This window comes from Ruminococcus sp. NK3A76, assembly GCF_000686125.1.
Taxonomy (GTDB): domain Bacteria; phylum Bacillota; class Clostridia; order Oscillospirales; family Ruminococcaceae; genus NK3A76.
Window position 1 is genome coordinate 66,698 of the sequence record NZ_JMMA01000002.1, and the last position, 22,026, is coordinate 88,723.

Annotated in this window: 15 protein-coding genes and 1 tRNA gene; 7 read left to right on the forward strand and 9 right to left on the reverse strand. The window is 49.7% G+C overall.

Annotation, left to right across the window (positions count from 1 at the left end; translation table 11 throughout):
- Positions 1-55 precede the first annotated feature (55 nt).
- The gene (locus CD05_RS0100400) at positions 56-1,114 is read right to left on the reverse strand and encodes an endo-1,4-beta-xylanase (protein WP_028508830.1); all 1,059 of its coding nucleotides are present in this window, start codon (positions 1,112-1,114) and stop codon (positions 56-58) included.
- A gap of 418 nt (positions 1,115-1,532) precedes the next feature.
- Between CD05_RS0100400 and CD05_RS0100405 the strand changes: the two genes are divergently transcribed.
- Genes CD05_RS0100405 through CD05_RS19295 form a run of 3 tightly spaced genes read left to right on the forward strand, consistent with a single transcriptional unit; the run spans position 1,533 to position 5,353 of the window.
- Complete coding sequence (locus tag CD05_RS0100405) at positions 1,533-2,546, forward strand: GGDEF domain-containing protein (RefSeq protein WP_028508831.1); 1,014 nt, start codon at positions 1,533-1,535, stop codon at positions 2,544-2,546.
- A 10-nt stretch (positions 2,547-2,556) separates the two neighbouring features.
- Entirely contained in the window at positions 2,557-4,515 is a 1,959-nt protein-coding gene (locus tag CD05_RS19290) for an AAA family ATPase (protein ID WP_051588731.1), read from the forward strand.
- Between the two features lie 43 nt (positions 4,516-4,558).
- Complete coding sequence (locus CD05_RS19295; RefSeq protein WP_028508832.1) at positions 4,559-5,353, forward strand: hypothetical protein; 795 nt, start codon at positions 4,559-4,561, stop codon at positions 5,351-5,353.
- Positions 5,354-5,403: 50 nt separating this feature from the next.
- Here the strand turns inward: CD05_RS19295 and CD05_RS0100420 are convergent, their stop codons facing one another.
- The 4 genes from CD05_RS0100420 to CD05_RS0100435 all read right to left on the reverse strand — a co-directional run bounded on the left by CD05_RS0100420 (position 5,404) and on the right by CD05_RS0100435 (position 15,808).
- Positions 5,404-8,739: a CotH kinase family protein gene (locus CD05_RS0100420; protein ID WP_028508833.1), complete on the reverse strand. Its 3,336-nt coding sequence runs from the start codon at positions 8,737-8,739 to the stop codon at positions 5,404-5,406.
- A 172-nt stretch (positions 8,740-8,911) separates the two neighbouring features.
- The gene (locus CD05_RS0100425) at positions 8,912-11,569 is read right to left on the reverse strand and encodes a right-handed parallel beta-helix repeat-containing protein (RefSeq protein WP_028508834.1); all 2,658 of its coding nucleotides are present in this window, start codon (positions 11,567-11,569) and stop codon (positions 8,912-8,914) included.
- A 269-nt stretch (positions 11,570-11,838) separates the two neighbouring features.
- A complete protein-coding gene (locus CD05_RS16795) occupies positions 11,839-13,917 on the reverse strand; it encodes an EAL domain-containing protein (RefSeq protein ID WP_051588732.1) in 2,079 nt (692 codons plus the stop codon).
- Between the two features lie 169 nt (positions 13,918-14,086).
- Positions 14,087-15,808: a phospho-sugar mutase gene (locus CD05_RS0100435; protein ID WP_028508835.1), complete on the reverse strand. Its 1,722-nt coding sequence runs from the start codon at positions 15,806-15,808 to the stop codon at positions 14,087-14,089.
- A 292-nt stretch (positions 15,809-16,100) separates the two neighbouring features.
- On the opposite strand from CD05_RS0100435, the gene CD05_RS16800 reads away from it, so the two are divergent.
- The 3 genes from CD05_RS16800 to CD05_RS0100450 are packed head-to-tail and all read left to right on the forward strand — an operon-like array spanning position 16,101 to position 19,521.
- Positions 16,101-16,940 carry a YwqG family protein gene (locus CD05_RS16800; RefSeq protein ID WP_051588733.1) on the forward strand — a complete coding sequence of 280 codons (840 nt, stop codon included), beginning with the start codon at positions 16,101-16,103 and terminating at the stop codon, positions 16,938-16,940.
- Positions 16,941-16,974: 34 nt separating this feature from the next.
- Positions 16,975-17,982 (forward strand): alpha/beta hydrolase, encoded by a 1,008-nt coding sequence (locus tag CD05_RS16805; RefSeq protein WP_051588734.1) that lies wholly within the window; start codon positions 16,975-16,977, stop codon positions 17,980-17,982.
- Between the two features lie 9 nt (positions 17,983-17,991).
- Positions 17,992-19,521 carry a YifB family Mg chelatase-like AAA ATPase gene (locus CD05_RS0100450; RefSeq protein WP_028508836.1) on the forward strand — a complete coding sequence of 510 codons (1,530 nt, stop codon included), beginning with the start codon at positions 17,992-17,994 and terminating at the stop codon, positions 19,519-19,521.
- A gap of 111 nt (positions 19,522-19,632) precedes the next feature.
- Here the strand turns inward: CD05_RS0100450 and CD05_RS0100455 are convergent, their stop codons facing one another.
- The 4 genes from CD05_RS0100455 to CD05_RS0100470 form a co-directional block, all read right to left on the reverse strand.
- A complete protein-coding gene (locus tag CD05_RS0100455) occupies positions 19,633-20,463 on the reverse strand; it encodes a DUF3592 domain-containing protein (RefSeq protein WP_028508837.1) in 831 nt (276 codons plus the stop codon).
- Positions 20,464-20,470: 7 nt separating this feature from the next.
- Positions 20,471-20,917, reverse strand: a complete 447-nt coding sequence (locus tag CD05_RS0100460; RefSeq protein WP_028508838.1) for a hypothetical protein — start codon at positions 20,915-20,917, stop codon at positions 20,471-20,473.
- Positions 20,918-20,954: 37 nt separating this feature from the next.
- Positions 20,955-21,266: a hypothetical protein gene (locus tag CD05_RS16810; protein WP_051588735.1), complete on the reverse strand. Its 312-nt coding sequence runs from the start codon at positions 21,264-21,266 to the stop codon at positions 20,955-20,957.
- An 87-nt stretch (positions 21,267-21,353) separates the two neighbouring features.
- A complete protein-coding gene (locus tag CD05_RS0100470) occupies positions 21,354-21,749 on the reverse strand; it encodes a hypothetical protein (RefSeq protein WP_028508839.1) in 396 nt (131 codons plus the stop codon).
- 174 nt (positions 21,750-21,923) lie between these two features.
- Here CD05_RS0100470 and CD05_RS0100475 point away from each other — a divergent pair.
- Positions 21,924-21,999, forward strand: a tRNA-Pro gene (locus tag CD05_RS0100475).
- Positions 22,000-22,026 lie beyond the last annotated feature (27 nt).

A 22,026-nucleotide genomic window follows, 5' to 3' on the forward strand; every position in this document is an offset into this window, starting at 1 on the left:
AAAAACAAACCTGCTCACGGGGATCATCCCGTGGGCAGGCTTTTGTATATATACACTATTTTACCGCCTCGCAGAGAGCTGCGACGCAGGGCTTGGGGCTATGCTCTGTGTCAAACAGCAGCGGGAACTGCTTTACCTTCGGTATGCCCTCGCCAAGCCCGAAGCCATCAAGCCATGTGAAGTCATCAGCCACACCCCAAGTGGTCACGCAGTCGATAACGTCACGGTAGCTGCGGTATATCTCAAAGAGCCTGAGATAGATGTCGTTTATCCCGGCAAGGCGTTCGGGGGTGGGGCGCATCGCTTCCTTTATGTAGTCGGAGAAGCCGGGGTCGCCGGGCTTTAAGCGCTCCTTGCCCATATTGAGCGTCGCCATGAGCGAAACGTCGAGCTCGGTTATGTGCAGTCTCAGCCCGAGGGAAGCATACACCTCTATCGAGCGCTTTATCTCGTCATAATCGGGCGCTGCGAAGTGGTGCTGCTGCATACCCATGCCGTCAATGCGGCAGCCCTTGTCCTGGAGTGTTCTTATTATCCTGACTATCCTCTCACGCTTTTCGGGAATGCATTCGCTGTAGTCGTTATAGAAAAGCTGCGCATCTGGCGAGTATTTATCCATAGCCTTGAAGGCCTTTTCAATAAAGCTCTCGCCGCACAGCCCGAAATATCTGCTGTCACGGTAAATATGGCTTAGCTCGTTTTCCTTGTCGCAGGCCGCCTCGTTGACAACGTCCCACGCATAGACATCATTGTTGTATCTCTCGCAGAGAGCCTTTGTGTGGGCTTCTATGCGCTCGTAGATAAGCTCGGGGGCGGCAGGCTTGTCGCCGTCAAGATACATCCAGTCTGGGGTCTGTGTGTGCCATACCGGAGCGTGAGCACGCACCTTTATGCCAAGAGCCCTTGCCGTGTCAAATATCTTGTCAGCCTCCTCAAAGGTAAAGCGCCCCTCCTCAGGCTCGGTCTCGGAATATTTCAGCTCATTCTCCGGGGTGATGCTGTTGAAATGCTGCCCGAGAATGTCTTTAAACACCCCGGCAGTGTAGGAGGATACGGCTGCGCCTATCTTGAAATAGTCATTATATGCTGCGGCAAGAGATAAAGAGTCGTTCATTTTCATTTCCTCGCTTTTATAGGTCGTTGTTTTTAAGGCAACACCGCACGACCATTGTGTGTCAGATGCGCCGTCCGAATTTTCGTCAGAATGCCCATTTTTGCCGCAGTTTTACTGGCGTAAAACAAGGGGAAATTGGGTATTATGACGGAAATTCGGCAAGCAGATGGCACACAAATGCCAGAGCCGGTGGTCGTGCGGTGTTGCCTTAATCATTATAGCATATTGAAGCGTTATAGTCAATACAGGGAAAGGCGATTGAAGACGATAACGCAGATACGCTGGTTTTCTACATATTCCACAAAAAAAGCCGCCTGCTTTTGTCGGGGGCGATAAACTGTTTTTGTTGCAAATTTGTCCGGAATGTGTTATAATATTATAAATACAACTATTTTTCGGTAAAGGAGGCGTATGCTTTTTGGAAATATCGAGCGCTAAGAAGATAGCCTATGCTGTCACCGGTATTATTCTTGCTACAGTTTTTGCACTTATGACGTTTTTTATATTGATAGATGTTCCGTTTCTCGTTTATTTCAGTATACCGACAGCGCTTGTTTATGTAGCGTGCTTTTATCTTATCTATAAAGAAAAGCTGGAGATATATCTGTGGCTCGTTTACGGCTGGATGACTTTGTATATGGGGGTGGCGACGGTCTGTCTCGGCACAGGCTACGGCTTCCACTTCTACTGTTTCTCGATGATACCGGTCGTCTATGTCGTCGAGTATATGTCCTTCAAGCTCGGGCGCAATGGCGTTAAATCGCTGTTTATCGCCATTGGCATAGCGCTTTTCTATTTCCTGTTCATGGGCTATGTCTCAGAGCACGGGCCGGTGTTTGACAGAGGGAATAAGTATGCGACAGGCTTTATGTTATTTAATTCCTTCACGGTGTTCGGCTACCTTGTGGGATATAGCAACTACCTTATCCGCTCTATCATCAAGTCGGAGATAAAGCTCAGCAAAATGGCGCACAGAGACCGCCTGACAGAGCTTTACAACAGACACTATATGCTTGAAAAGCTCTCGGTGCTGCCGGAGGACGCATCAGCCGGCATACTTGCTATGGCGGATATAGATGATTTCAAGAAGATAAACGACACCTACGGCCATAACGCCGGTGACGATGTGCTCAGAACTATAAGCTCAAAGATGAAAAACGCCTGCCCGGGCTGCGATATAGCAAGATGGGGCGGCGAGGAGTTCCTTATATATATCCGTGCAGACGAGGAATATGCTATGGCGATACTTGAACGTATGCGCTATGACATAGGCTGTGAGCCTGTAGTCACTGAGGGCGAGACCATAAACGTCACGGTGACGGTGGGCATGGCTCCGAGGCAGAGCGGAGAATCGCTCGACGAATGGATAAACAAGATAGATAAAAAGCTCTACACCGGCAAGAAGACCGGCAAGAACAGAGTAGTAGCATAAGGAGAATATCATGGGGAAGTATATAGCAAGGATATCTGTGGATAACGAATTTGCATCAGAGCGTCTGTCGGAGCTCGGCGGATACAGCATGGCTCTGCTCGACAAGCTGCCTGAGGAGTGCGCTGCGGAAAGAGTGATGTACCGCTTCAGCTTTGCGAGCTTTATTCTGACAGCCCGGACAAAGGCCGAGTGCGAGAGCCTTCTGAGAAAGGCCTGGGCAGAGGTGCATGAGAGCGAGGCAGGAATACGCTCTGTATACATAAGCGAGCTCGCTGAAGATGACGATGACGAGATAAACGAGGTCGTAAAGACTATATACAACAACACCTACGGCGCTGACGAGTATATAAGCCTTATAACAGAGCTAGGCAGCACCATACCCCTGCTTGCACAGCACAATGCTCTTGACGTGATGAGAAAGCGCAACTACCTTATAGCTGCCGACGGCGGCTGCGGCTTTTCGACGCTTTTTATATCCCTCGGCGACTATCTGCATAAGAAAAGGATATACCCCGAGGAGCAGTATGACAGCAGGACCTACTACATCGAGATGACGCTCGGCGAGGAGGACAAGGACGGCTGCGCATCTCCCGATGATGTGCTTGACACGCTGCGCGGCGACTCGGACAGCAATCAGTATAACATAATAGGCCTTGATATATCCTATTTCCTTGACGGGCGCAAGTATGACCAGCTGAGGACGTTTTTAAGACGTCTCGAACCCTATCAGGACAGCTATGTGTTCGCTTTCAGGATACCCTTCCTTGAAAAGAAGGTGCTTGACGAGGTGGCAGGCATACTTTCTGATATGATGCTTTTAAAGGTAGTACAGATACCCCCTCTGCATGACTGCGTGCTTATGGAAACGGTGTGGAATATCATGTCAGACCGTGGCTTCACGCCTGACGTTTCGATATTTGACCTTGTCAGGGAAAAGATATACCGTGAGAAGATGGACGGGCGCTTTTACGGCTTCAAGACGGCTGTGAAGATAGCGCAGGAGATAATACTCCAGAAATCCGCCTTTGTCGCAGGGCTTGAATACAAGGGCGAGGAGGCAGAGTCGGACACTGTTTCAGCTGCTGACCTTGAAGGCTTCCTTGATAAGCTCAAGAACAAGGCGACAGGCTATGATGCACTTGCCGAGCTTATCGGCATGGAGGAGATAACGAACCGTGTCAGGGAGATTGTGGCTCAGGTCAAGGTATCCCTTAAGAATGAAAAGCTCGACAGGCCGTGTATACATATGCGCTTTACAGGCGCTCCCGGTACGGGCAAGACCACCGTTGCGAGAATAATAGGCCAGATACTCCGTGAGGAAGGCGTGCTGCGCAAGGGCGGCTTCTTTGAATACGGCGCAAGAGACCTTGTCGCTGAATACGAGGGGCAGACTGCCGTCAAGACCGCCTCTATCTGCCGTGATGCTTACGGCTCGGTGCTGTTTATAGACGAGGCATATGCGCTCGATGAGGGCAAATACAACGGCTCGAACTTCGGCAAGGAGGCGCTCGCAACGCTCGTTGCTGAAATGGAGAACCACCGTGACGATATGCTGGTGGTCATGGCAGGCTACACCGAGGAAATGGACAGCCTGATGAAGGTAAACCCCGGTCTTCGCAGCAGAATGCCTTATCTGCTCGAATTCAAGAGCTACACCAAGCAGCAGCTCTTTGAGATATTCATGCAGATGGTCAAAAAGCACTTTGAATATGAGCCTGAGCTTGAAGAGCAGGCAAAGGGATACTTCCTCTCTCTAAGCGACGGGTATGTTGAGTCCAAGGAATTTGCCAATGCAAGGTTTTCAAGAAACCTTTATGAGAGAACATGGTCAAAGGGCGCTCTGCGCTGCTCGCTCGCCGGAAAGACGGATATCATTCTGACAAGGGACGATTTCGTTTCGGCAAGCTCGGAGAAGGAGTTCAGCGAGAAGATAGATTCCGTAAAGAGGCTCGGCTTCGGCAAGCAGTAAGGACGGCAGATGACCTCTTACTTCTTTCGGGAGGAACAGATCTATGGCACAAAGAACGATACGATATAAAAACGGTGACTTCTACAAGGGCGATATCAACCGGCATTTCCTCGCTCACGGCAAGGGCGTTATGCAGTATAACAACGGCTCTGTCTATGAGGGGGATTTCCGCAACGGCATACGCTTCGGCGCAGGCACCTATGAGACTGCCGAGGGAGATAAGTATATCGGCAGTTTCAGAAACGATATCCCCGAGGGCTACGGCGAGGTGAGCTACCGTGACGGCAGCTGCTACGAGGGCGAGTGGAAGCACGGCATAATACACGGCAGGGGAGTGTTCACATATCCCTGCGGCGACAAATACAAGGGCTATTTCAAAAACGGCATAAAGGACGGCGAGGGCGTGTATGTCTGCGCCGACGGCAGCGTTATAAACCAGCGCTACATAGAGGGCAGGCTCGCATACGAGGAGGCCGATGGCCTTCCGGTGCTCACGATAGTAGATGACTGCAAGAAGTACGGCTATTTTTATCATGTTGTATGCCGGTTTGTTGCCAAGGTGGGGGAGTTTTCCTACAACGATATGCAGATACTCGAATACGACCCGTGGGACGCTGAGGATATTTTCTCACGCCGCTTCCGCATAACCGAGGTGACTGAGGACAGCGTGACATTTGTATACAAGCGCCTTTTCTCCGATACTGACGAGGAGCAGGAGGAGAAGGTCTACCGTGGCAAGGCAGGCAGGTTTGAAAACACCGAGACAAAGATAGGCGGCGTGAGCTTTATGGATTTTAATTACCGCCAGGAGGCGACGCTGTCAGTCGATATCGAATAACATAAATGACCGGGCTGTGAAATGACATCACAGCCCGGCTTTTTGTGCCTTTATTTCTTTATCTTTATTTTTGTGACCTTTGTGTAGGGCGAGTAGTATTTTACTCCGCCTACTGTCTTGTAGGTGCGCATCTTCACATAGTAGGTCGTGCCCTTTTTGAGCCCCTTTATCAGCTTGGAGGTGGTCTTTGAGCTTGCCGTCTTTGTGGTCGCCTTTGTAAACTTAGAAGAAGTCGAGTAAGCGATCTGATAGCCTGTTACATTTGACACCTTGCTGCAGGTGACTTTGAGCTGTGCCTTCTTGGGCGATGTTACCTTCTTTACAGTCGGCTTTTTGGGTACTATCTTGAAGGTTAGGCTCTTTGTGCCTGTGTATTTGCCAAGACCCTTTATAGTAATTGTTGCCTTGCCTATCTTGGTGTTGTTTTTATAGACTATGCTGTAGTCTGTGCCGGCTTTGAGCTTTGTCTTGCCGTCGTAGATAGTCACAGCAGGCGTTATCTTTTTGCCTGAATAGTAGTAGCTGCTGCTTGCGATAGAGATGTCAGTAAAGGATATCTTCTTTCTCCACGCAGCGTAGAGGTTGATAGTCTTGCCCTGCTTGTCGCTTAAGTTCCTGACTGTCTGCTTGTCCTTGTATTCTGCAACAGATGCGCCGTATTTGGTCGCCCAGCCTACGAACTCATAGCCGTTTCTTGTAAACTTGTTGGCGCTGAGCGCTGCTGCCTTGTCGTAGGTGAACGTCTGCTTTACGCTGCTGCCAAGGCCGCCGCCGGCGTTTAGCTGCACCGTGTAGGTGATAGGGGTCTGAGTTACCTTGACGCTCATATCCTTTGTCACCTTGCCTGAGGGGAGAGCCGATGTATAGCCCTTCTTCTCAAAAAGCCCTGTGGGTACATACATCTCACCGCCGGCTGCTGCATAGGTGACTATGCTGTTTGTGCCGTCTGTGATGCTTACAGAGTATACCTTTTCACCGTCCTTGACAAACACTGCCTGCAAGCCTGCTGCCTCCCTGGGGGATATGGTTATCGTTTGCTTGCTGCTCTGATATGTTCCTGCCCAGCCCTTGAAGGTATAGCCCTCCCTGGGTGAGGCTGTGAGGGTGATCTTGTATTCGTTAAAGTAATTGCCGCTGAACTGCTTGCTCAGATCGAGTGCCGAGCCGTCAAGAGTCACCTCGCCGCCGTCGGGATTGACAGCGCTTATGCTTACAGCCACAGCGTCAGAGAGCCCGAGGTTTTTCCGGAGCATCGTGGCAGCGTATGCCGGCCTGTTTTTGAGGAATGTCTTCATTCTCGAAATGCACGGGTCGGAAGCATTTGAAGTGTTTGCCCACGACGGGAAGCGTGCGAAGTATTTCTTAAGCTCGGGATAATATGCCGCCATGAACGGTTCGAGCTTTGTCTTTGTCGTCTCGTAGTTGAAGTTTATGTTTGTGATATCCATAAACGTGGTCACAAACAGCTCCTTGAAGCTCTTGTTTTTGAGCAGAGCGTTGAGTATAACAGGCATATCGTCCCAGTTATTTTTGAGTATGTTTTTGAGGTTGTCGGAATTGTAATGCGTCCAGCCGTTGCCGTAGTGGTCAACGCCCATCTCGGTGTCGTAGAAAAGCATTCTCCACCTGCCGTCGGCATAGGGGTTAGCTTCATCTACAGTTCTTGTGCGCCACATAGCGTAGTTGTTGCCCGGCCAGTCTTCGTTGAGAATGTATATCTCGGTTGCCATGTAGTCTGCAAAGCTCTGAACGTCTATCATCTTGCATATCTTGTCGTAGTTCTCTTTCTTTGATAGGTCGTTCTTCTCTGCGAAGCTGCGCAGCTCATTGAAAAGCTCGATGTCTTCCTCGTTGCCCTCGTCTATCTCGCCCTTTTTGTATACTACCACCTCGTCGGAGTTTACGTCGTAGTTCTCCTCGAAGTAGTGGTCGTCATAGTCCTCCTGGAGAGTGTAAAGACCCCAGTATTCGCCGTCTATGTACATTACACAAGGCCTGCCCTCCTGCGTGTCAAACGCCCTGTCAGACACGAGCGACTGGAGATAGCTGTCCTTGAACTTGGTGTAGGTGGTGTCGTTGCCGCCGTTTCGCATAACGAGCTTCTTGAACTTTTTGAGCTGCTTGCCCGAGCCGTTCTCCTGATATGCGTTGTCAAAGAAGGTGTATTTGAAGTTCTTCTCGCCGTATTCCTCTCTTGCATAGAAGCGCAGGGATTTCTGATAGTCGCCTCTTGAATATGCGCCCTGAGTTCTCATGCCGCAGTCCTGCGAGAGGGCAAGAGTGCCGTCGGATTCAAAGAAGTCGATATGGCAGGTGCGTTCCCACTCCTTGCCCCTGCGGTTGTAGTTGGCATCGGGGTTGTTCTGGTCACGGCTCTGCTTGCCTATATCGTCATAGACCTTGCCGAGCCTGTAGATGCCTGTCTCGTAGTCGTAGAGCGAGTCGGGGTCGGTAGTTACGGAGAGTATGGGAAGGCCGTTGTGATCCTTGTTGCTCACACCGACAAAGTATGTGTTTGTGAGCACCTCGCTGTATTCGTCAGCCTTGCTCAGTGTCACCGCACGGATAACTGTTCCCTTGTCGATAGCGCTGTTGTCAGGCACCTGCCAGTCAGATGCCCAGGGAGACACCTGCGAGGGCTTAAGGAATGTCGAAAGCACGGCCTTTTCGGAGCTTCTGTTCTTTATTGTCAGTGCGCCTGTGTATTCTATCCTTGTGTCGCTCGTTGTGGGGTCTGTGCCGTCGAGGGTGTAGTATATCTTATTGCCCTCATCTGTCGAGAGGGTCAGCTCGAAGCTGTCGGCATACATTCCGCTTGCCTTGCTGAATTCAGGCGCATTGCAGGGAACAGCCGACTTGGCATTGTTGTTGGTCGCACCGGGGGTGGGCAGCAGATATGTGAAATCCCCGCCGTCGGTCTTTCTGCCCCAGACGGTGTCGTCTGCTAAAGCAGGAACATCTGCCGTGTCGATATCTTCGTCACCGTTTTTCAGGGTGAGCTTCACGCCGTCGCCTGAGAGGTTGAATGCCGCATGAGGAACGTTCTCATCGCCGTTGTAGGTCTTGCAGCAGTAGACTATCTTGTGCTCGCCGGCTGCTATCGTCACATCGCCGAAGGCGTAGCTGTCCTTTCCGTCCTTTACGAGTGTGAAGCCCTTAAGGTTCACCGGCTCGCTGCCTGCGTTGTAGAGCTCTGCCCAGTCGCAGTATTCGCCCTTTTTGTCAACAGCGCCCGTAAGGTTGCCGTTTGCGCCCGAGTTGCCTGTGCACACCTCGTTGATATAGAGCTTTACATCACTCTTTGCTAATGAGGGCACAGAGCACATTCCCGACATCAGCGCTGCCGCCGAGAGCAGGCTCACGGCCTTTCTGACTGTATCGTTCAAAACTATCACTCACTTTCGTTAAATTATATTACTACCAATAATGATTATATCATTAAATATGACAAAAGTCAATCACAAAAGCGCTTGCGTTTTTGATATATCCTAATATGAAGGATCAAAATGAACAGGCGGAGCATCATTGCACCCGCCTGCACAAAAAGGTATTTTCCTGTTATTTTTTGATATCTGTTTTCTTGCCTTTTATCTTGTCAAACTCGTTTGACTTTAGCTTGCCCTTGACCTTTGAGCTCTTGTCGGCGTAGATGCCTGTGCCGGCGGAGGTTATCCTGTTTTTGTTGATGCCGCCTGTGGCTGATGATTTATCAAGCAGGCTTATGCCTGACACCTTGCTCGAAGTCACGGTGTTTGATGATATGGTCTTGACGGTGCTCTTGCTGCCGAGGGCTATGCCGGTCCTGCTGGAGCTCTTGACGGTGTTGTCGGATATGCCGTTTATCCTGCTCGATGAGTAGAGGTATATGCCGTTCTTTCCGCTTGAGCTTATCTTGTTGGATGTTAACTTGGCTGACTTGCTGTTGCGGTCAAGAGCGATGCCGCTCTGCTTTGAATCCTTTATGGTGTTGCCCGAGATATCGCCGCCGAGTGAGCTCTTGTTATAGAGGTAAATGCCGTTCTGGCCGCTTTTGCTTACCTTGTTTGAGATGATAGACTCGGCGCTGCTTGCCTTGTCTATCAGAATGCCGTTTCGCTTTGTGCCGCTCACGGTGTTTTTCGTTATGCCCTTATCGACCTTGCTTGATGAGTATACGAATATACCGTTCTTGCCGTTTGTACTCACCTTGTTAGAGGCTATCTTCTCAGCCTTGCTGCCCGAGGTCAGGCTTATGCCGTTTTGCACTGTCTTCTGGACCGTGTTGCCGGATATGCTGCCCTTGACGGTGCTCTTGCCGTTTAGGTATATGCCATTGCTGCCCGATGAGCTCACGGTGTTGGAGGTTATCGAAGCAGCAGTTGATGCCTTGTCGAGCATGACACCGCTCGTGCCTGTGCCGGAAATGGAATTGGAGGTTATCTTGCCGCCGTTTGTGCTCTTGCCGTAAAGATATATGCCGCTCGAGCCGCTTGTCACGACAGTGTTGTGGTCGATGCCTGATGACTTGCTGCCGCTGAGTGCTATGCCGTATTCGCCCGACTTCTCAGCGATGTTGCTGTTTATTCCTCCCGTTACCACAGAGCCGCCCGAGACGGATATGCCCGAGCCTGCGTTCGAGCTTACGGTGTTTGAGACTATCGCCCTTACCGAGCTCTTTGAAGCGAGGGCTATGCCGTTTGCACCGCAGCCTGTGACCTTGTTGAATCTTATATCAGAAGATGATGTGCTGCCTGTGAAGTATATGCCGTTCTTGCCGCAGGCCGACACCTCGTTGCTTAAGATATTGCCTGTCACGCTGTCGCTGCATACCAGTATGCCGTGCCTTGTAAAGCCTGACACGTTGTTGTTAAGCACCGAAATATTCTGGCAGCCGGTGGTTATGTATATGCCGTCGTATGCGTCAGCTCTCTTGTCGAGCTGGTTGACGCCTGTCTGAACTACAGAGTTTGACTGGCAGATGATATCTCTTGCATCGTCAAGGAGTATACCGCCGCCCTCTGTCGTTATCCTGTTGTTTGAGATATTTACACCGCTTATGTAGTAGTTGGTGATAGGCAGAGGCATATCATCGCCGCCGACATACTGCTCGTCAAGCTCCAGCCCGTGTACTCTGATGCCTATCATTCTGGAGCAGAGCGGCGAGTATGTGATGTCGATATCATTGTCGAATATCGTGCTGTGCATATCGTAGAGAATGTCGCTTACATACTCCTGCTGCCCGTCGAACACGGTGGTGTGCATGGAGGATATCTTGTTGTCGCCCGAGCTCGGCTTGAACTTGGCGCTCTCAAAGATTATGCCGCCGCCGCATTTTACTATCTTGTTGCCGCTGATACGGCAGTCAAGGTAATTGAGGGCGACTATCGCTTCCTCCTGAACGTTTATAAAGGTGTTGTCTGTTATCTTGATGTTTGAGTGATAAGCCCCGACAAGCATCGAGTGCGTGCCCACACCTCTTGAAACATTCGAGAAGGTGCAGCCGGTTATCTCAACATTCTTGTTGGGCGTGCCGTCGAGATAGCTGCTGTTGTAGACAGCCGTGTTTATAGGCACATCGAGCTGTATCGCTTCAAAATGGCCGCTCTTGTAGCTCAGCGGCGTAAAGTCGCAGAAGGTGCAGTTTCTCACATAGAAGCCGTCGATGCCTGCTGCCTCGACCTGGTGTGTGCTCATATTAGAGCCACGCACGGTCATATTTTCAAAGGTGACGTTGGTTGCGTGCGCAAGCCTTATGGGGGTGTTGGTGTTCTTGTCGTTGCCCTCCCACACGCCGCCTTTAACAGTGACGTTTCTTACAGAGGTATAGCCCTTTGACTGCTCGCTGGAGTTATACCGGTTGATGCCCATATAGCTGCTGTTCGTGCCGAGGATAAAGAGGTTGTGCTTGCTCTCATCGCTTATGAGCGTGCAGCCTGTTGCATCGAGTGTCGTGTTGCTGTAGATGTGCAGAGCGCTGTCGAGAAAATATGTCCCGGCAGGCAGCCTGACGGTAACTGTCTTGTTGTCATCAGCCATTTCGGCCGCACTGAGGAGCGCTTCGTTGAGCTTGTCGCTTATTGCCTCTCCCGGGCGAACATCAGGCACGATGACGTTCTGTGAAGTGACTTGTGCAAAGAGCGAAGCCGATGCCGTTAACGACAGACTGCCGACCGGTGCGGTCATGATAGCCGCTGCTGCGAGAAGGCTCGTGACGCTTCTGGCTATGTTCCTTTTCAACTCTGCGACCTCCTTTGCACGAAAAGTTTCGCTGTTAAGCTCTACAGCGACTATCCCAATTATAGCATATCCTTAACAAACTGTCAAATAAAAATAGAACAAATTAAAACATTTTGTTTATGGTGCATAAATCACAAGCGAAAATTTTTATATCAAAAGGGGTTGACAAAAAAGCGGCAGAAGACTTGCTTCTGCCGCTTGTAAATATTTAGGGCAACACCGCACAAAGACCGCCTGAAGGCTTCGTGCGGTGTTGCCTTAGTATTGGCTCAATGATTGATGATAGAGTTGTAGGTACTGCCATTGAGGTTGAGCGTGATGCTGCCGCCGTTTATAGAGATATCCTCATCACTTGCATAGGTGCATACATTGCGCTGTGTCGAAAGCTCGAAGTCTACATCTGCGTTGGTTATCGAAAGCCTGCTCCTGCCCTTGAAACCGCCTATCGACAGTGCGTCTATTCCGTCACCGAAGGTGTGGAACGAGCAGTTCTCTATCCTTACTGACGAGTCATTGTTGAGCGAGCCGCAGCAGGTCATTTCGGTGCCGTTTGCGTGGATAGTAATGCTTGCGTTCTCAAACCTGACATCTGAAGGGCCGTTTACCGAGCCGATACAGGTGAGTAACCGGCTGTAGCCATAAGCCCTGATGCTCGACCTGGTTATGCTTACCGTGGCATCGCCGCCCAGCGCTCCGATTATCGCATTGCAGCCGCCTGCTGCTCTTGCCTCATAGTCGCAGTTGTCGATATTCAAAACCGTGCTGCCGTCGAGCGAGCCCAAGCATACACCGCCTGCGCCGTGACATTCAAGCTCGTATTCGCCGCTGCATATCTGTATGTTTCCGCCGAGCCCCGAGCCTATGCATACGCCCGAATGGCTGGTGGATTTGATCCTGATAAGTGCATTGTGTTTGAATATAATGTCGCCGTGCCGTGAGTTTACATCGTTGCCGATGCCGTAGTAATCGGCATTGCCAAGGAATATCTCCAGCAGACCCTTGCCCTCTACGCACAGTGAAGCGCCCACCGGCACCTTGATGCCGCTGTTGTCGAGCCTGTTGTCACCTGCGATGACAAGCGTGCTGCGGCATTTGTCACTGAAGCTGATGCACGGCCTGTGAACGTCGTTTGAAAGGTGTGCGTGGTGAAGCACTATCCTGCCCTCGTAGCCGTCTGCCACGTCAATGTGTATGTCGGTGTCAAGATAAGGCGTTCCGGTGACTGTTATCTCGCCGGTGCTGTAGCCGCTTCCGATAAGTATGCAGCTGTAGCCCTCTCTGGTGAGCTTTTCAAGCGACACACGCTCGTCCTGTGCGGCGGTGTAGACCTTTGTCCTTCTTCCGTGTTCGTGCTCGTCTCTGCACTGCTTTATCTGTGACCTTATCTTGTAGGGGATAGCGCTCAGCACTTCGGGTGAAGGCCTTGCAGTATAGAAGCCCTGTATAAGGTCAACGCCGAGAAGAATCACCGTGCGAAGCTCCTGCTCGTTCTCTATGCCCTCGGCAAGTGCCATTATCTGGTTTGAATGGCAGAAGTCGATTATCTCCCTGACAAAGTGCTTTTTGTTGGGGTTGTCCTGTATGCCGCTCAGCAGCGAGCGGTCTATCTTGACAAAGTTTGGGGTGTATCTGAGCAGATTGCTGATATTGGAATAGCCTGTGCCGTAGTCGTCGATCGCTATCCTGACACCCAGGCGGGTGTATTTCTCCTTGATGATGTTGAGCTCCTTGTCGGTGTATTCCGACTGCTCGGTCATCTCCACCACCACTATATCAGACAGCTCTTCAAGCATATGCTCTATCTCACGCTCTGTCTCAGGGTGCATACGCACGCTCGGCATACTGTTTATGAATACAGGCCGCTCTGCGAAAAGTGCTCTGTGATCGCTTATATAGTTGAGCATATTAGTGAAGGTATACTGCTCTATCTCGCCGAGCCTGTCCATAAAGGCTGCGTATTTTAAGATATGGAAAGGGGTTATGCCCTGGATATCGCCCGAGCGCATAAGTGCCTCGTATGAGTATATCTCGCCGTTGTCTGCCCTGACGATAGGCTGAAAATGGTATGTGAAGAGGTTGTCGTCTATCAGCCCCTTGACCTTTGCAAGCTCCTGCCGCTCCTGGTCGGAGAGCTTTTCCTCCTGCTCGGCAAGTGCAGCATTGACTTTTATCCTCAGCTCGTCAAGCTCTGAAACGAGGGTGAGAATGCTGTCCTTGAGCCGCAAAGACTCACGGCTGCCGTAGTTGTACAGCATATCGGAATATTTCTTGCACAGCTCTTTTATATCGCCGCCGTCATTTATCTGCTCTATGAACTCTGTCAGCAGCAACAGCTCGGTGCTTTCCATTTTCACGCCCTCTTTCATACAGGCAAAGGCCTGACCATAATATGTTATAATGAGTTTCATATATTATAACATATTATTTTGAAGATTGCAATAGATATTGTGTAAATACACCAAAAAATCCCCCGACAGATGTCAGGGGATATATGGATATCAGTTTGTTATTTTTTTATCAGAAACCGAGTATCTTGGCAAAATCAGCCGATATAGTTTCCTCCAAAGCCTTTGCAGCATCTCTGCTGTCGCCGATAGTTGTGTAGTAAGCCTTTATCTTGGGCTCTGTGCCGGAGGGGCGTATGATAACGCTTGCGCCCTGTTCGAGCCTGAATGCCAGAACGTCGCTCTTGGGCAGCTCGATAGCAGTCTTTGCACCTGTAGCGAGGTCTGTCTCCTCAGATGCGATGTAGTCGCCTACCTTTTCGACCTTAAGGCCGCCGATAGTCTTGGGCGGGTCAGAACGCAGGGAGGACATTATCTCCTTCATTCTCTCCATACCGCTTGCGCCCTCGCACTGGAAGGAACTCTGTGTATGAACGTAGTTGCCGTACTGCTGATACATAGCCTCTCTTGCATCGAGGAGGGATATGCCCTTTGTGCGGTAGAATGCAGCCATCTCGCAGATGAGCATGGAAGCATTTACAGCGTCCTTGTCTCTTACATAGCCGCCGGAGAGGTAGCCGTAGCTCTCCTCAAAGCCGAATATATATCTGTTGTCCTCGCCCTTCTGCTCTAAGAAGCCTATCTGCTCGCCTATGAACTTGAAGCCTGTGAGGACTTCTCTGAGCTCAACGTTATACTCAGCAGCTATCTTCTTGCATATATCAGTTGTAACGATAGTCTTTACTGCTACAGGGTCCTTGGGCATTGTGCCGAGAGCTGTTCTCTCCTGACAAATATACTTAAGGAGCATAGCGCCGACTTCGTTGCCGCTGAAAAGCACATAGCCGCCGTTTTTGTTGTCGGGAACTGCGATACCTACTCTGTCGCAGTCAGGGTCAGTAGCAAGGAGCAGGTCAGGCTTGACCTTCTCGCAGAGCTCTAAGCCCTTTGCGAGAGCTTCCTTTATCTCAGGGTTCGGGAACGGGCAGGTGGGGAAGTTGCCGTCAGGCATCTCCTGCTCGGGAACGACTGTTACGTCCTTTATGCCTATTCTCTTAAGTATCTCTCTTACCGGCTTGTTGCCTGTGCCGTTAAGAGGAGTGTAAACTACCTTAAGGCCGCTGTCAGCCACGAGGTCAGTGTGAATGCCCTCTTCAAGCACTCTCTTGTAGTATGCCTCGATGATGTCGTCACCTATATAGCTTATCATGCCGCTTGCAACAGCAGCCTCATAGTCAGTTACCTTAGCGCCGCCAAACATATCAACAGCATTTATCTTGCCTATCACAGTGTTTGCAACGTCAAGAGTTATTTGACAGCCGTCCTCACCGTATACCTTGTAGCCGTTGTACTTAGCAGGGTTGTGGGAAGCGGTTATCATGATACCTGCCTGAGCCTTGCAGGCTCTTACTGCCCAGGAAAGGCAGGGGGTAGGCATAAGCTCCTTATAGATGTATACCTTTATGCCGTTTGCTGCCAGAACTGCTGCTGCCTCCTGTGCAAACTTTGTGGATTTTATTCTTGAATCATAGGATATAGCAACTGCGCCGTTTTCAAATGTGCCGTTTACATAATCTGCAAGACCCTGTGTAGCTCGTCTTATAGTATATATATTGAGCCTGTAAGCGCCTGCGCCTATAACACCTCTTAAGCCGCCTGTGCCGAATTCAAGGTCACGGTAGAAGCGGTCGATTATAGCCTCCTCATCGCCCTCTATGCTCTTAAGCTCAGTTACGAGGTCGGGGTCATCTACTGCTTTTTCACACCAAAGGCTGTAAAGCTCCATTTCTTTCATATCAATTATCCGTCCTTTCAATAAGATTACCGGGTACGTTACTATTATACCATAATTTCGGTAAGTTGCAATAGATTTACAAAAAAGTTTACTTTTTAAACATTGAAAACGTATGCAATTTCGGGGAAAGATATAACAAATCACAAACAAAAACGTTTTCGGACGCACAAAACAGGCCGTCGTTTTTTGTGACCTTTGACGAAAGGAAAGGGTTTCTCTTGAAAGAATAGCAAAATAGTGCTATAATTATATTGTATTATTGAAGCATTTTAACTGAAAAGGAGAAATGATCATGGAGCTTGAACAGATGATCAGCAGAGTAGATGAACTGCTGCCGCCGCAGCCTGCGGTAAGGCTGACGATAAGCAATGGTGAATGCACGGTTTTTGACAGCAAGTTAGGCGGAACGCCCTATTTCCCGAAGGATATGGAATACCCGAGGGGTAAGAAAAATAAATTTGAGGGGCAGCCGCTGCTGCTGCTCGCACAGCTCAATTTTGAGCAGATCCCGAACATTCCCGACTTTCCGACTAAGGGGATACTCCAGTTTTTCATAGCGGCTGATGACCTTTACGGAATGTCGCCCGATTACGGCGAGGAAATGGCACACCAGCATAATTTCAGGGTGATATATCACGAGAATATCATCACAGATACATCGCTCCTTCTCTCGGAAGATGAGATACCTGCACCCGAGGTCGATGATATGTATATGCCGTTTACAGGCGAATTCAAGCTCACAGCAGGCGAGCCTGAGAAAATGCAGGCAAATATATTTGATTTCCGCTTCGGAGATGCTTTTGTCAAGGCATATAATGAGTTTGCAGACGAGCCTGTCGAGGAATTGTGGGATATCGATGACAGCATTACCGATCCGCTTTATGACAAGGCAGATGATTTCCCGAATGCCGTGATAGGCGGCTACCCGATCTTTACGCAGGACGACCCACGCTGCGTGGAAGATGTGGCTGACTGTGACGTGCTGCTCTTTGAGCTTGACAGCTATTATAACACGGAAATAGGCATTGACATAATGTGGGGCGACTCGGGCACCGGCTCGTTCATGATACCCCGTGACAGATTAAAGGCACTTGATTTTTCAAGGGTGCTTTACAATTATGATTGCTGCTGATAAAATACTTATATACAGAAAGGAAAGATAAACTATGACCTACAAAAACGGCTTTTTTAAATCATCAGACGGTGAGCACAACATCGCTTACTATGTATTCATGCCCAAGGGCGAGATAAGGGGTGCTGTGCAGATAGTTCACGGAATGTGCGAGTATTTCCTCAGATACAGAGGCTTTGCTGAATTCCTTGCCGAAAACGGCATCGCTGTGTGCGGCAACGACCACTTAGGCCACGGCAGTTCTGTTTCCTCACCTGAGGATCTTGGCTATTTCTCACCTGAAAAGGGCTGGCAGAATGCTGTTGAGGATATGTACAAGCTGACAAAGATAATGAAGGCAAAGGTCGGTGATGTGCCTTTTATCATGTTTGGTCACAGCATGGGCTCTTTCCTTGCAAGAGTGTATATGATAAAGCACGCAAGCGCACTTGACGGTGCTATAGTATGCGGCACGGGCGACGGCGTTCCCGGCCTTTCGGCACTTGCTACTGTATGCGATGCAGTTAAGCTCGCAAAGGGTGACCGCTACAGGAGCGAAAAGATAAACAACATAGCATTCGGCAAATACAACGAGCGCTTCCCTGATGCTGAGCATCCTACAGCATGGCTCACCCGTGATGTGGAAATACAGAAGTCATACATCGACGATGAGAAGTGCGATTTCATATTCACGGTAAACGGCTTTGAGAACCTTGCAAAGATGCTTGCATATATATCTGACCCACGCTGGTTCGCAGCTTTGAGGAAGGATCTTCCGGTGCTTATCGTTTCGGGCTCTGATGACCCTGTAGGCAACTACGGCAAGGGCGTTCAGTCGGTTTACGACAAGCTCAGGGCAAAGGACTGCAATGTAGAGCTCAAGATATACGAGGGCGCACGTCACGAGCTTCTCAACGAGACAAACAGAGACGAGGTAATGGCTGATCTGCTCGGCTTTATCAATGATGTGATAAACGGCGACTGCAATGCTGCCGCTGAGCCTGATGAAGAAGACGAGCTCTCCTACACCGAGGAAACAGAAGACACCACCGAAACGGAGTAATGTAAGGCTATGTATGCACAGGTACACACAGCAGGGCTTTTCGGGCTCAATGCCTTTCCTGTCGATGTTGAGATAGAGGCGAGCGCAGGGCTCGAGAGCTTTGATATAGTAGGCCTTGCCGATGCCTCGGTAAGAGAGTCAAGAGACAGGATAAAGAGCGCATTCAGGGTCACGGGGGTGCAGTTTCCGAAGGCCAAGGTGCTCATAAACCTTGCCCCTGCCGACACGAGGAAGACAGGCTCGGGCTTTGACCTTGCCATAACCATGGCGCTTTTCCGTGTGCTCGGAGTGATAAAGGACGAGCCGCTCGGCGACAGTGCTTTCTTCGGCGAGGTGGCATTAAACGGCGATATCCGCCCGATAAACGGCATACTGCCTCTTACCATACTTGCCAAAAAGCAGGGCTGCAAGCGTGTCTTCGTGCCTTTTGACAATGCAAAGGAGGCCTCATGCATAAAGGGTATAGAGGTATACGGCGCCAAGCACATACGAAACATGGTGCTGCACTTTAACGACAGGGAGAGAATGCTCCCTGCCAAGCCCTACGAGCCGACAGATGACAGCTTTTTCTCGACACTTGATTTCAGAGATGTCAAGGGTCAGCAGTCGGCCAAGTTCGCACTGGAGATAGCCGCAGCCGGCGGCCACAACGTGCTGATGATAGGCGCACCCGGCTCGGGCAAGAGTATGCTTGCAAAGCGCATACCCTCGATACTGCCCAGGATGACATTTGACGAGTCGATAGAGGCTACGAATATCCACTCGGTGGCCGGGCTTGTTGACAAGGACGAGCCGCTGATAATCAGGCGGCCTTTTCGCAGCCCTCACCACACCGTGTCTACAGCAGGCCTTGCAGGCGGCGGCAGTGTGCCAAGGCCGGGCGAGGTATCGCTTGCGCACGGCGGCGTGCTGTTTTTAGACGAGCTGCCGGAGTTTTCAAGGCAGGCACTGGAGCTTTTGCGCCAGCCGCTTGAAGACAAGAAGGTGACTATCGCAAGAGCCGCAGGAAGTGTGACATACCCCTGCTCTTTCATGCTCATAGCAGCTATGAACCCCTGCCCCTGCGGATATTTCGGACACCCGTCGGGCAGATGCAAATGCAATATGAAGCAGATACATAATTATCTTTCGAGGATAAGCGGGCCGATGCTTGACAGGTTCGACCTGCACGTTGATGTGCCGAGCGTTGATTACAGCGAGCTCTCATCAGACACAAAAGAAGAGCCGAGCGAGGCCATAAGAGAGCGTGTGCAGAAAGCCCGTGACATTCAGAACAAGCGCTTTGAGGGCACATCTGTCACCTGCAATGCGAACATCACCTCAGACCTTATGAGCGAGGTCTGTGTGCTCAACGACAAGGCCAAGGATATGCTCGGCAAGGTGTTTGACAAGCTGGGGCTGTCTGCAAGAGCGTATGACAAGATACTGAAGGTCGCACGCACGCTTGCCGACATGGCCGGCAGAGAGGTCATAGACTCAAAGGACATAGGGAGTGCCGTGCAATTCAGAAGCCTTGACAGAAAATACTGGAGTGTATAAGCGCCCTTCGCCCTAAAAGAATATAGAATAGAGAATAATGAATAAAGAATAATAGAGGTATCGCTTATAATAACGATACCTCTATTGTTTTTTGTTCTTTGGCTTGATTTGTTACATCACAAAAAATGTCGTCAGGCTGATCGTCAGGAATATAGCGCCTGCTATCATCTCTGATATCTCTTGATTGATATTGGGGCGGTAGATGTATGAGGGGTCGTTCGGGTCATAGCGAATTTCACAGATATCGCCTATGGCAGGGGCGTTGCGCCCGAAAACACCCTCTCGTGTTACGAAGATGAAATCCCCGAGCTCATACTGCCAGGTGGGGCAGTAGATGTTGTAGTGATGAGTTCTGCCCATGCCGTCCTTATGGCTGGCAAAGTGTATATCCTCATAGATGCACTTTGCCATGATCGTCTGCGAGCAGCGTGACATTTTAGCACAGTGCCTTGTAAGCGGCACGGTGAGCATCAGCAGACCTATCACCGCAAAGCATATAACTATCAGCCTTATTATATCCCGCTGGGAGATCGACACACCGCCGCCCGTTTCACGGTTATATACTATCATTGCGGGTATGGCTATCATCAGCGCCCCTCCCACCGGCATGATAAGGATAGGCAGTGAGTCTAACGATATGCCGTCCTTCAACACTGCAATGGTGCCTATCACAAAGAACACCAGACCCAGCGTTGCTATGCACAGCACCTTATCTATCTGAGCGAACACCGCCATTGATATTATAGCGCCGATAAAGAACGCTATGATCAAAAACGCCTTTAAGCCTGCGTGGGGGTCTTCACGCTCGGCTTCTGCCTTTTTTCGCTCCTCCTCGGTAGCACCGTTGATTATCGTCTGCTTGCCCTGCGGGTTTTCGATAGAGTCTACCATATCCTGATAGCTGAAAGTCTTCAGCCGCTCGCCGTTTTTGTTTGTACGCATTGTTGTTTTACTCCTTGTCTGTAATATTTTCGGGTGGTTCGCTGTCCGGCTGTTCGTCTTGCTCGGTCGTCTGTTCACCGTTCCTTGCCTTGCGGCACTCTTGCAGCTTTCTGTCGGCATTATATCCCAAAGCACAGCCGATACTCTCTGAAACAAAAATAATAAAAAGCAGCATTATCGCCGCCAAACCGTCAAGCCCTCTTAATGACAGGGGTGGTAATTCAAGATATACATCAAAAAACATCAGTGCAAATGATGACATCCAGTGAATAGCCAGTGTGGGCTTTGCAAATGTGACCGCAAATGAGATAATAAAGAATATCGCTCCAAAGCCGATCAGGCTTGATATCCTGCTGTTAAGAGCAAGCTTCAGCATACCGAAGATAAACAGTATGTTGGCTATGTAGGTCAGTATTATGATGAGAATGCGGTAACGCTTTGGGAGGGCTTTCATTTTTTTGCTCCTTTATGTGTGTTTGCGGGGAGCGGTATTATTGCTCCCACTCGTGCAAAAACAGTTCGAATTCATCAAAAAACGCATCAAATGCAGCCGCATCATCAGAGAATCTGTCTGTGAGAATAGTATCATATGAGACTACCGACATCACCTGATATTTTGTTCGCAGCCACTCGGCAAACGCATAGTAAGTATCTAAATCAAAGTCTATCCCTGCATACTCTGTGGCAAGGCAATAGCCGTCCATAAAATGCTTTAAACGAAGGATGGACTTTTCGCCAAGATACGCTCCGGGTTTGTTTTTTATGCTTTGCAGCAGCTCTGTAACATTTTCGGGCATGTTCATCTGATGCTCCTTGAATACTTGTCTCTATGACTGGTGAACACTTGCGTATGTTTTTATAATGTGGGGTTCAACGACGTCACAGATCATTTACATCTTTAACGGCTCTCCCCATGGGCAGGGTGTTTTGATATTGACATTATATGATCTTGAAGCGTGCAGATCAATAAACGCTATCTTGACACCGTTTATGATTATATACACCGAGCAGCCGTCATCAGACCATTTGAAACCAACGTCTTTGACCTCCTGAAACACTATCGGGTCATCGACCAAGAATTTTTCAGGCATAAGCGGCGGGACATCTTTTCTTTGCTCGCCTGACGGGTCATTATATCCCAAAACATTATATATCCAGCAATCAGCAATAATACTGTCGTTTTCGTTATCGCAAAGATAAGCCCAGCCGGTCATTCCGTTATCTTCAAAAACCGCATAGATATTTGATGTAGTATTAAGCTCGGATTCAAAAATGCCGTTATCCATTAAGATTTCTCCCTTGGTGGTGCTCTTTTTGCCTTTTGGTGTTGCCAAATTGCTGTATTTATTATATCACACCCGTCTAAAACTGTCAACAAATCATAAAAACGAGATTTTTTTCGATTTTTTTCCAAAAAGGCTTGACAATTATCTGAATATGGTGTATAATAGTATAGCAATCGGGGTGTGGCGCAGATGGTAGCGCGCTACCTTGGGGTGGTAGAGGCCGTGGGTTCAAGTCCCGTCACTCCGACCAGCATAGAAGTCCGTAAACGCGCAGTTT

Excerpts from the sequence above, each read along its gene's own strand:
- CD05_RS0100400 (WP_028508830.1), bottom strand. The coding sequence starts at position 1,114 with ATGAACGACTCTTTATCTCTTGCCGCAGCATATAATGACTATTTCAAG.
- CD05_RS19290 (WP_051588731.1), top strand. The coding sequence starts at position 2,557 with ATGGGGAAGTATATAGCAAGGATATCTGTGGATAACGAATTTGCATCA.
- CD05_RS19295 (WP_028508832.1), top strand. The coding sequence starts at position 4,559 with ATGGCACAAAGAACGATACGATATAAAAACGGTGACTTCTACAAGGGC.
- CD05_RS16795 (WP_051588732.1), bottom strand. The coding sequence starts at position 13,917 with ATGGAAAGCACCGAGCTGTTGCTGCTGACAGAGTTCATAGAGCAGATA.
- CD05_RS0100435 (WP_028508835.1), bottom strand. The coding sequence starts at position 15,808 with ATGAAAGAAATGGAGCTTTACAGCCTTTGGTGTGAAAAAGCAGTAGAT.
- CD05_RS16800 (WP_051588733.1), top strand. The coding sequence starts at position 16,101 with ATGGAGCTTGAACAGATGATCAGCAGAGTAGATGAACTGCTGCCGCCG.
- CD05_RS16805 (WP_051588734.1), top strand. The coding sequence starts at position 16,975 with ATGACCTACAAAAACGGCTTTTTTAAATCATCAGACGGTGAGCACAAC.
- CD05_RS0100450 (WP_028508836.1), top strand. The coding sequence starts at position 17,992 with ATGTATGCACAGGTACACACAGCAGGGCTTTTCGGGCTCAATGCCTTT.
- CD05_RS0100455 (WP_028508837.1), bottom strand. The coding sequence starts at position 20,463 with ATGCGTACAAACAAAAACGGCGAGCGGCTGAAGACTTTCAGCTATCAG.
- CD05_RS0100460 (WP_028508838.1), bottom strand. The coding sequence starts at position 20,917 with ATGAAAGCCCTCCCAAAGCGTTACCGCATTCTCATCATAATACTGACC.
- CD05_RS16810 (WP_051588735.1), bottom strand. The coding sequence starts at position 21,266 with ATGAACATGCCCGAAAATGTTACAGAGCTGCTGCAAAGCATAAAAAAC.
- CD05_RS0100470 (WP_028508839.1), bottom strand. The coding sequence starts at position 21,749 with ATGGATAACGGCATTTTTGAATCCGAGCTTAATACTACATCAAATATC.